Raw genomic sequence first — 8,671 nt, forward strand, 5'->3', positions numbered from 1 at the left:
TGGTTTAATTGTTTGGTCAAATAAAAATATTATTATTCGTATTAAACCATATTATCACTTGCACTGTCATAACAAAAACGAACGAAACAAAAACACAGAAAAATTTAAAACGAAAAGTTATGAAAAGAATTGGTTTAACAGCAGTAGCATTAATTCTCGCAGGTGCTGCTTTTGCTCAAACAAGTACCCCCTCTACAACTGCCAGTACAAGCTCATCAACTGAGGTAAAAGCACAGATGAAAGACATGCGTCATGATATCCGTGCCTATAACAAAGAAAAAGCAGAAGCTAAACAAGAAATAAACAAAGGCGATATAGCAGCAGCAAAAGCCGACCTTACCGCAGCAAAAGCCGACAAACAGGATATAAAAGCAGACGCTAAAACCCTGAAATCAGAAGGCGTTGCCCATCCGGTTAAACTGGCTGACAAGCAGGTTAAAAGAATTGACGAAAAAGATGTACGGAAAGACCTGAAAGATGTTAAAGCCGATGCCAAAACCGAGCAAAAAGACATAAAAGAAGGCGACCTTGCCGATGCCAAGGCCGCTCAGAAGGATTTAAAGGCTGACAAAAGAGACCTGAAAAGAGATGTGAAAGAGGCTCGCCGCGATGGTATCAGGCATCCGATACGTCGTGCTAAATAACCCCAATATATATACTTATTAGTTTAACTGTTCTATTTTTTAGCTAAAGGGGTGCTGCATTGCAGCACCCCTTTTTTATTACTTTTTTTTTCCTAATTCCGAGAATAATATCATCAATACTACAGCCAGCAAAATACCTACCGGCATATCGCGCGTAGCAAGGCCCACGGATAACCCTATTATAATAGCAGCAACGTAATAGCTTTTTGAACGCGGACTAATCACGGCGGCGAAGATAGATTTTTTTGCATTTTATCCTATTTTATTCCATTTACGTTAACTAAAATATGAGTAATAATACTGTGTAAATGCATGTCATAACACAATCAGAATATATTATTGTTAATTATATGAGATTGCATTTAGTTTTTATCCGGCTATCTTTGCCGGATATTAATAGATATTAAATATCTGTCGTTATATTATTTAAAACATACAAAACATTGACTATGAAGAATTTGAAGATCAAAATTGCCACATTAGGCATATCCCTTGCCACAGCGAGCATCCTGTTTTCGGGCTGCAGTTCATTCACCAAAACAGAAAAAGGTGCCGCAATCGGCGCAGGAGGTGGTGCTGTTCTTGGTGGTTTTATTGGGAGAGCGGCTGGTAATACGGCATTGGGCGCCATCATTGGCGGTGCAGTTGGTGGTACAGCAGGAGCTGTAATTGGCCACAAAATGGATAAACAGGCTGCCGAAATAAAACAAACGGTACCGGGTGCCACCGTAACCCGCGAAGGTGAAGGTATTTTGGTAAAATTTGATTCAGGTATCTTATTTGACGTTGATAAAACAAACGTAAAACCTGTAGCGCAAACCAGCTTAAAAAAACTGGCCGTGTCACTTCAAAATAACCCTCAAACCAACATCATGGTTGTTGGGCACACTGACAGCACAGGTACTGCCGAGCATAATATGGATCTTTCTATCCGGAGAGCAGGTGCCGTAAAAGCATTTTTAGTTGGCGAGGGTATCGATGGTTCCCGCTTAACCACAAAGGGCAAAGGCGAAACCGAGCCTATTGCATTGAACAGCACGGCTGATGGCCGCGCACAAAACCGCCGTGTAGAGATTGTAATTGTTGCCAACGACCAGATGAAACAACAGGCTACACAAGCTGCACAATAAATTAAGAGTTTTATAAAATAGAAATATAAGCTATGAAAAAACTACTGCAAACATCAGCCTTGATTATAATTACACTATTTACTTTCTCAGCCTGCAATACTGTTAAGAAATTACCTGCTACAGTTGCCGGAGCTTCAAGGGCCCGATTTGTAGGCAATTGGACACTTACTAAAGTAAGTTATGAGGGCTTGGTACCCGGATCGGTTCAAACAGTATTTGATCAGGGTGCCCCTGAAGATTTTAATGGCAGCACCTGGAACCTGACCAATAGCGGTAACGGAAAATATACACTGGCAAACGGCACATCGCAAACCATATTCTGGTCATACAATAATACCAATGGAGAGTTGTTTCAATTCAAAAAACTTTACCAGGGCGATAGCGCCAGAAAGGTGCAGGAGGGATACCAACTGCTAGTATCTGGTATTGACGATAACTATATGACTTTAAAATCACCCGTAAGCCTGGGCAATAAAACAGCCTATGTGGTTTACTCATTTGCCAAAAACAAGTAAAAGAAATAACAAATTCAAATTAAAAGGATAAACCTGCTCGGGTTTATCCTTTTTTATTTGAATGTATTTGTTCGAATAATATAATTCTATCTATAGAAATGGCCAGGATTATCGAGATAAACCGACAGAAGTGCATAAAACGTACTACATATTATAACAAGAATCTTACGCTGATTTTACAATATTTAACATTCCGCATCAAAATAGCTTAAACCTATTTCCGTTTATACAGTCATAAGAACGCTTTAGGAAATTTAATTCATAATGATTTGAATGGAAGAACCTTTACACAACAACCCCTTATAAGAACACAATATTATGCTAAAGCGTATACTAGTATTAGACGACAACCAGCACATACTGGAAGCTGTAGAAGAAGCTCTTACGTACGAGAAATTCCAGGTATTGATCACCACTGATAGTAACAACCTGATAGAAATTGCTAAGATTTTTCAACCCGATCTATTTATTCTTGACGACAGGCTTGCCGGGCGTAAATCATCAGATGACATTTGCCATCAACTTAAATGGCATCCCCGATTCGGGAATACCCCTGTAATGCTATGCTCTTACTTTTATCACCATGGCGCTGATTTTTCTTCCCTGCCATGTGATGATATCATTGCCAAACCATTCGGCCTGGATGAATTAGTGAGCAAAGTAAATAATCTGATATTAGATTAGTTTTTAAGTACACACAAAAATATTGATTTAATCAGCTGTGGTTGATTGTTAACAATCGACAAAGGATAATATGTGCAATAAATCGTCGTTGTAATTAGAAGCCTTGCATCCCTATAGGGATGCAATTCGCCGCAAAAAGATCAGAATTGTTGGTGGTAAATCTGTTAAAAATATGATGCCCATGTTTCGAATGATTTATGCCGGTCCTAAAATAATTTAATGAAATTAACTTATACCACAACCCTGGCAAGGAGGATATTCTTTGCATTTCTTGGATTTATCATCCTGCTTTCGATAGTAGCGTTATTTGTCCGCGACTCCATTAATAGCAAACTAAGTAAGATATCACAGGTATCAAGAGATATCGAAAGCAATCGTGCAGAACCTGAAAAAGCACTATTGTTGCTGCACCAGGCTGACGATGACTTCCAGCGATCGCTGGTGAATAATGACAACAGATTACAAACAAGCTACAAACAGGAGTTATCACTTGCTTTTAATAAAATCGACACTTTACTCCAAAAACAAGTGGCAGATACATTAAATCTTACTCCGCTGGAAAGAACCAGAATAAAATACTGGCGTCAGCAAAAGAAATCCTTGTTGGCCAGGCTATATCTGCTTCGTCACAGTTTCGATTCATTACTAACCGTCTATGCCAATACTGACTCAATCGGGCTTGATAAGACAAAAGCGTTAAATACCAACCTGCACTTTAAGAAACCTGAAGCTCTTACCAAACCCGATACAGTGCGCAAAGTCGCTATCAAACGCGGCCTGATCGAACGCATTAAAGACGCTATCAACAATAAGGATGTAAATCGCGCAGGGCACCAGCATGATACTAAAGAAACTAATGCGAAAGCGCTAAAGATCATCAAACAAAATCAGCTGGCTTATAGTAATGCTCTGCAACAATTGCAGCATCAAAGTGTGGAGCAATTACATGCACAACGTCAGTTGGTTACTACTAATTCCTACATTATAAATGAATTAGGAAATATAATTAGCCAGGTAAAAGACATTAATTACAATATGGCTGACGAGTTTAAGGGAATGGCCCTTAAATCGTACCAGGATAGCACAACACTCCTGAATAAATTATACCTCACCGCTTTGTGTCTCCTTGTGTTGTTCTCAGCCTTGCTGATCGTATTTATAACACAGCTTCACCAGTCTGAGCTGCAATTGCGCGAAGAAATAGAAAGCTCCGTGGCTATTGCTCAGCAAAAAATGGATCTGCTGCACCACATGAGTCACGAAGTGCGTACTCCTCTTACTGCGATCATGGGTTTCCTGTATATCTTCAGCAAGTCGGCAATGACTCCTAAACAAGCCGAAATGCTTGAGTCAATAAAAGTATCGTCGGATATGATGCTGCGTACCCTGAACGATACATTGGATGCTGCAAAAATGGAGCATAGTGAACTTACAATCCATACAGAACCGTTTAATCCCGACTATATTTTGAGCACGGTGATCGAGAGCATGGGATTCAGCGCCGAAAAAAAGAAGTTATACCTTAAATACAAATTTACAGGCAATAAAAATGCTATTGTGCTGGGCGACAGTTTCAGACTAAAACAAATTGTTGTAAACCTGCTGAGCAATGCGATCAAATTTACTCACGAGGGAGGCGTTACGGTAAATGCGCAGTTAATTGCAAATGACACCGGCTTACAGGTGGAGGTAACCGATACAGGTGCAGGTATCAGCACCGAACAACAAGCCAGCCTTTTCTCAAAATATTACCAAACCAGTTCTTCAAAAGAACAGATCGGAACCGGACTTGGCTTGTTTATATGCAAGCAACTCATCAAGTTACAAAAGGGGAAAATTGCAGTTAAAAGCGAGGAGGGAAAGGGTACCACTTTTACGCTGCTTATACCCTACCAAAAAAATGAGAGGAACCTACCAGTAGTGGTGAGTGAGTCGTAAGTGGTGAATTGTTGAGTTAGGAAATTTATCTGGTCGACCGATTAATAATTTTAAAACTTATTTTAATTTGAGGGCATCTAATCACAAGTCTTTTTTATTGACCTAATCTTAAATTGATGGACGGTATCACATTGGTTGGAATATTAATAACTGTCTTACCCTATTTTACTAGTATGCCTGGTTATCGCTGCACTCCTTAGCATCTATTCAAAAAATAAATTAGCGTGGTTTAACCCATATATAGCCCCACTCATAAGGCCAGCAAAGGTGAGGATAATTAACGTCGTTTTATTGCCGTGTTATCAGTACGCGGTTTTAAAGCCGGTAGTGCCTTTATAATAGCTATCAACCCCAGCCCAATTACTTTGAGTGCTTTAAATGAAAAGATCACAAAAGGTTTCATTACTTCCCAGTTATCACGAGGAGTATTTTTTCCCGCTGGGTTTCCGGCACGAATGATCTTTACTTTGTCTGCTGCCATAAGAATTAATTGCTTACTAATACAATGGCGAGTCTGTTAAAATTGTTTTAAATTATAAATAAGGTGAAGGGTGAATTTTATTTTGGACTTCTGTCAAAAGGACTCCTTCGGAGAATTTCGAATGCGGAATTTTGAGTGACCGTTCAATTGTTAGATTGATTTATTGTTTGTATTATGATTAGCTAAATTACTTTAGACTTCTTCAAGGTAAGCACGGTAATCTCCGGCCATATACCCAGGCGGCCAGAGAAAGCGAGAAATCCGAAGCCACGGTTTACATAAAGCTGTCGTCCGTTTTGCTCCATCCATCCGGCCCAGTCAAGGTAAACGTATTTCACCGGGCTCCAGCGCAAGCCTGCTGTTTCTACACCAAACTGCGCACCATGTGTATGCCCCGACAGGGTTAAATGTATCTTTTCAGGATAATAACGTACTTTCTCTTCCCAATGAGTCGGATCATGCGATAGCAAAATTTTAAAGGCATTTTTGTCAACGCCCGTCATCGCTTTATCCAGATCACCTTTCTGAACAAATCCCCTGCCCCAGTTTTGTACGCCTATCAGACTGACCTTTTGGCCGCCTTTCTCAATCACCACATTTTCATCAAGCAGAAGCTTATATCCCAACGTTCGGTGATGCTCCTTAAGCTTTTCGAGGTTGGCATCTTTTTCAGCATCATTATTCCAATGAATATAATCTCCATAATCATGATTACCCAAAATCGAAAATTGTCCGTAATGGGCTTTCAGCTGGCTAAACATTTCCATATAAGGCTCTATCTCCCATGCAGCATTGTTCACCAAATCGCCTGTGAAAACAAAAAGGTCACTTTTTTGAGCGTTAGCCAAATCAATACCACGCTGTACTGCTCCCGCATTATCAAAACTGCCTGAATGGATATCCGAAATTTGCGTAATGGTAAATCCATCAAAAGCATCGGGCAGATCATCAAAATAAAGCGTGTGCTTGTGCAGTTTATAGTCGTATTTGCCTTTTAGCATCCCGTAAAGAAAGCCCGTAAACGGAACTGCTGCGACCAATATGGCGATTTCGCTGATAAATTTGCGACGGGCAGGGAAAAAAGGTTCGCCGGTTTTCCTGGTGCTGCGGTTAACAGCATAATCACTGATGCCGTAAAAAAGCCGGCCTATATCGCCGATAAGTAATACCAGCGAGAAGATTATTTTAGTAATAAAAAGGGTAATCAGCAGGCTTAGCATCCACTCATGGTATGGCGTCATTCCACGCGCTGTACTCATGCTACTAACTCCTGCAATAAACAAAACGGTAACTCCAACGGACACAAGCAAATAACCCCAAAGTACTGCCTTTTTCAGGCGTACAGGTTTCCAGTCTTTAACAAAAGTTTTTAAGCCATAAAAGACATACCAGTCCAACAGAAGTGTAATAGCTGCTATAATCAGGAATATTCTTATAAAACCGCCCCGGTGCATAATGTAATTTGTGCTGCGTGCAATTTATAAAACACGGAGTAATTAAAAAGTCATTATATCATTGCTAATCAAAAAAGTAGTATCTTTTCGCTCATATTAAGCAAATCTGTTATAAACCCGCATATTTTAGTCATGAAGAGGTTGTTGTTTGGTGTTTTGGGGCTGATGACGTTTATTATATATTCCTGCAAAAAAGGCGAACCGTTACACAAAACTTACCTGCTTAGCGAGCTGATAGTTGATGACCGTGCAGACGGAAATCAGATTGATACAACCAGCTTTTTTTACGATAATCGGAACCACCTCACACTTGTAAAAACCAACGGCGGTCAGCATTTTTCAATTACTTATGATGAAGCAGGACGCGTAAATACCGCCAAAACAATAAATAACAATGGCGCCACGGTAAAGGAATTTGATTTTTTTTACGCGCCGGTTGTGGGCTTTTACGAAAAGGCAGCAGGCAAAAAAGACGACACCGCCTATTTTTCATTTGATAATAAACATGAGGTAACAGAAATACGCACACTACATGCCGGCTTTTCAAAATTTGAGTACGACGGTCGGGGCAATGTTGCCAATTTGGAAAACTATAAAGCTGATAGTACATCTGACTTGCAGGATAAGATTTTTTACAATTATGATAACCAGAAAAGTTACTTTTCTAACGTTGCCCCTAATAACTATTACCTGATGTACATCCTTTATTCTGATGCTAGCACACTGATCAATAATGCTATTACAAGAAATGCCGATGTTTATACCTACACCTACAACAGCGAAGGGTTCCCTGTAAAAGCTATTGCAAAAGTTGTTGGTCACCAATTGACGCCTATTTATTATAATTACATCGTCAAATAAAAACCAATTATGAGATATTGCTTAATCATTCTGGCATTCATTATGTCTTTGCAATGTTATGCGCAACAAAAGTCTAAAGTTGATACGGTATTTTTTGAAGACTTTAACGGCAACAGCCTCGACCGCAGTAAATGGAACGTGGAAGTTACCGGGCAAACCGTGAATGACGAACAGCAGGCTTACGTCGACTCGACGTCGGTATTGTATTTTGTAAAAGGCAAGGATGCAGTAGGTGCCAGAAACGGCGCCCTGGTGATAAAGCCGAAATACCTGCCCGGACATACCAGCAAGGAGCGAAAAAAGTATGACTTCATTTCGGGCAGGATCAATACGCAGCATAAAATAGAGTTTACCTACGGCACAGCTTCGGCGCGAATGAAAATCGCCTCGGGCGATGGGCTATGGCCTGCGTTTTGGGCTTTGGGCAACGGAGAATGGCCCGATTGCGGCGAAATTGACATGATGGAAACTGTAGGCGACAGCAGCTGGATCAGTAATGCCTTGCATGGGCCCAATTACTTTGGCAACACCCCGCTAACGTACAGGCATTTTTTCCCAAAAAAGGCTACAGTAAACGACTGGCATATTTATTCGGTAGACTGGACAGCTGATAAACTGGTATTTAAAACTGACGGCATAGTTACCTATACCGTAACCAAAGCAATGATTGAACATTATGGCCGATGGGCCTTTGACAACCCTAAGTTCATTATATTAAACTTTGCGTTAGGTGGCGGCTATCCAAACGGCGTAAACAAGATCACCAAGCCCTACTTCGGTTTATCACAGGCAACGGTTGATAAAATAAAAGCAGGGAAGGCAAAAGTACTGGTCGATTGGGTGCTGGTGACCAGGCCGAAAAATTAGCCAAATAAAAAGCCCCGGTGTTTTGGACTGAACCCCAAAAGTTGGACGAATTTAAAAATTAATTGTAATGATGAGCCCGATAATTTATCGGGCTCAT

General features: G+C 40.4%; 9 protein-coding genes. 7 read left to right on the forward strand and 2 right to left on the reverse strand.

The features are described from left to right. Nucleotides 1–119: 119 nt before the first annotated feature. From Q3A68_RS17220 to Q3A68_RS17240, 5 genes are all read left to right on the forward strand, one after another. On the forward strand, nucleotides 120–644 hold the full coding sequence (locus Q3A68_RS17220) for a hypothetical protein (protein ID WP_302902359.1): 525 nt from the start codon (nucleotides 120–122) through the stop codon (nucleotides 642–644). Nucleotides 645–1,093: 449 nt separating this feature from the next. Beyond that, complete coding sequence (locus tag Q3A68_RS17225; RefSeq protein WP_302902360.1) at nucleotides 1,094–1,774, forward strand: YiaD family glycine zipper/OmpA-like lipoprotein; 681 nt, start codon at nucleotides 1,094–1,096, stop codon at nucleotides 1,772–1,774. Nucleotides 1,775–1,806: 32 nt separating this feature from the next. Next, the gene (locus Q3A68_RS17230) at nucleotides 1,807–2,289 is read left to right on the forward strand and encodes a hypothetical protein (protein ID WP_302902361.1); all 483 of its coding nucleotides are present in this window, start codon (nucleotides 1,807–1,809) and stop codon (nucleotides 2,287–2,289) included. A 318-nt stretch (nucleotides 2,290–2,607) separates the two neighbouring features. Continuing rightward, nucleotides 2,608–2,973, forward strand: a complete 366-nt coding sequence (locus Q3A68_RS17235) for a response regulator transcription factor (RefSeq protein ID WP_302902362.1) — start codon at nucleotides 2,608–2,610, stop codon at nucleotides 2,971–2,973. A gap of 219 nt (nucleotides 2,974–3,192) precedes the next feature. Further along, nucleotides 3,193–4,911, forward strand: a complete 1,719-nt coding sequence (locus Q3A68_RS17240) for a sensor histidine kinase (protein WP_302902363.1) — start codon at nucleotides 3,193–3,195, stop codon at nucleotides 4,909–4,911. 277 nt (nucleotides 4,912–5,188) lie between these two features. Here the strand turns inward: Q3A68_RS17240 and Q3A68_RS17245 are convergent, their stop codons facing one another. Beyond that, entirely contained in the window at nucleotides 5,189–5,392 is a 204-nt protein-coding gene (locus tag Q3A68_RS17245) for a hypothetical protein (protein ID WP_302902364.1), read from the reverse strand. A gap of 182 nt (nucleotides 5,393–5,574) precedes the next feature. Further along, nucleotides 5,575–6,846, reverse strand: coding sequence for a metallophosphoesterase (locus Q3A68_RS17250; RefSeq protein ID WP_302902365.1), 1,272 nt, complete (start codon nucleotides 6,844–6,846; stop codon nucleotides 5,575–5,577). 132 nt (nucleotides 6,847–6,978) lie between these two features. Here Q3A68_RS17250 and Q3A68_RS17255 point away from each other — a divergent pair, with 132 nt between their 5' ends. Next, on the forward strand, nucleotides 6,979–7,707 hold the full coding sequence (locus Q3A68_RS17255) for a hypothetical protein (protein ID WP_302902366.1): 729 nt from the start codon (nucleotides 6,979–6,981) through the stop codon (nucleotides 7,705–7,707). 9 nt (nucleotides 7,708–7,716) lie between these two features. Further along, entirely contained in the window at nucleotides 7,717–8,574 is an 858-nt protein-coding gene (locus Q3A68_RS17260; protein ID WP_302902367.1) for a glycoside hydrolase family 16 protein, read from the forward strand. The last annotated feature ends 97 nt before the right edge of the window (nucleotides 8,575–8,671 follow it).

The organism is Mucilaginibacter tolerans (assembly GCF_030519375.1).
Taxonomy (GTDB): Bacteria; Bacteroidota; Bacteroidia; order Sphingobacteriales; family Sphingobacteriaceae; genus Mucilaginibacter.

Coding starts and splice junctions, on each gene's coding strand:
- Q3A68_RS17240 (WP_302902363.1), top strand. CDS start 3,193: ATGAAATTAACTTATACCACAACCCTGGCAAGGAGGATATTCTTTGCA.
- Q3A68_RS17250 (WP_302902365.1), bottom strand. CDS start 6,846: ATGCACCGGGGCGGTTTTATAAGAATATTCCTGATTATAGCAGCTATT.
- Q3A68_RS17230 (WP_302902361.1), top strand. CDS start 1,807: ATGAAAAAACTACTGCAAACATCAGCCTTGATTATAATTACACTATTT.
- Q3A68_RS17235 (WP_302902362.1), top strand. CDS start 2,608: ATGCTAAAGCGTATACTAGTATTAGACGACAACCAGCACATACTGGAA.
- Q3A68_RS17255 (WP_302902366.1), top strand. CDS start 6,979: ATGAAGAGGTTGTTGTTTGGTGTTTTGGGGCTGATGACGTTTATTATA.
- Q3A68_RS17225 (WP_302902360.1), top strand. CDS start 1,094: ATGAAGAATTTGAAGATCAAAATTGCCACATTAGGCATATCCCTTGCC.
- Q3A68_RS17220 (WP_302902359.1), top strand. CDS start 120: ATGAAAAGAATTGGTTTAACAGCAGTAGCATTAATTCTCGCAGGTGCT.
- Q3A68_RS17260 (WP_302902367.1), top strand. CDS start 7,717: ATGAGATATTGCTTAATCATTCTGGCATTCATTATGTCTTTGCAATGT.
- Q3A68_RS17245 (WP_302902364.1), bottom strand. CDS start 5,392: ATGGCAGCAGACAAAGTAAAGATCATTCGTGCCGGAAACCCAGCGGGA.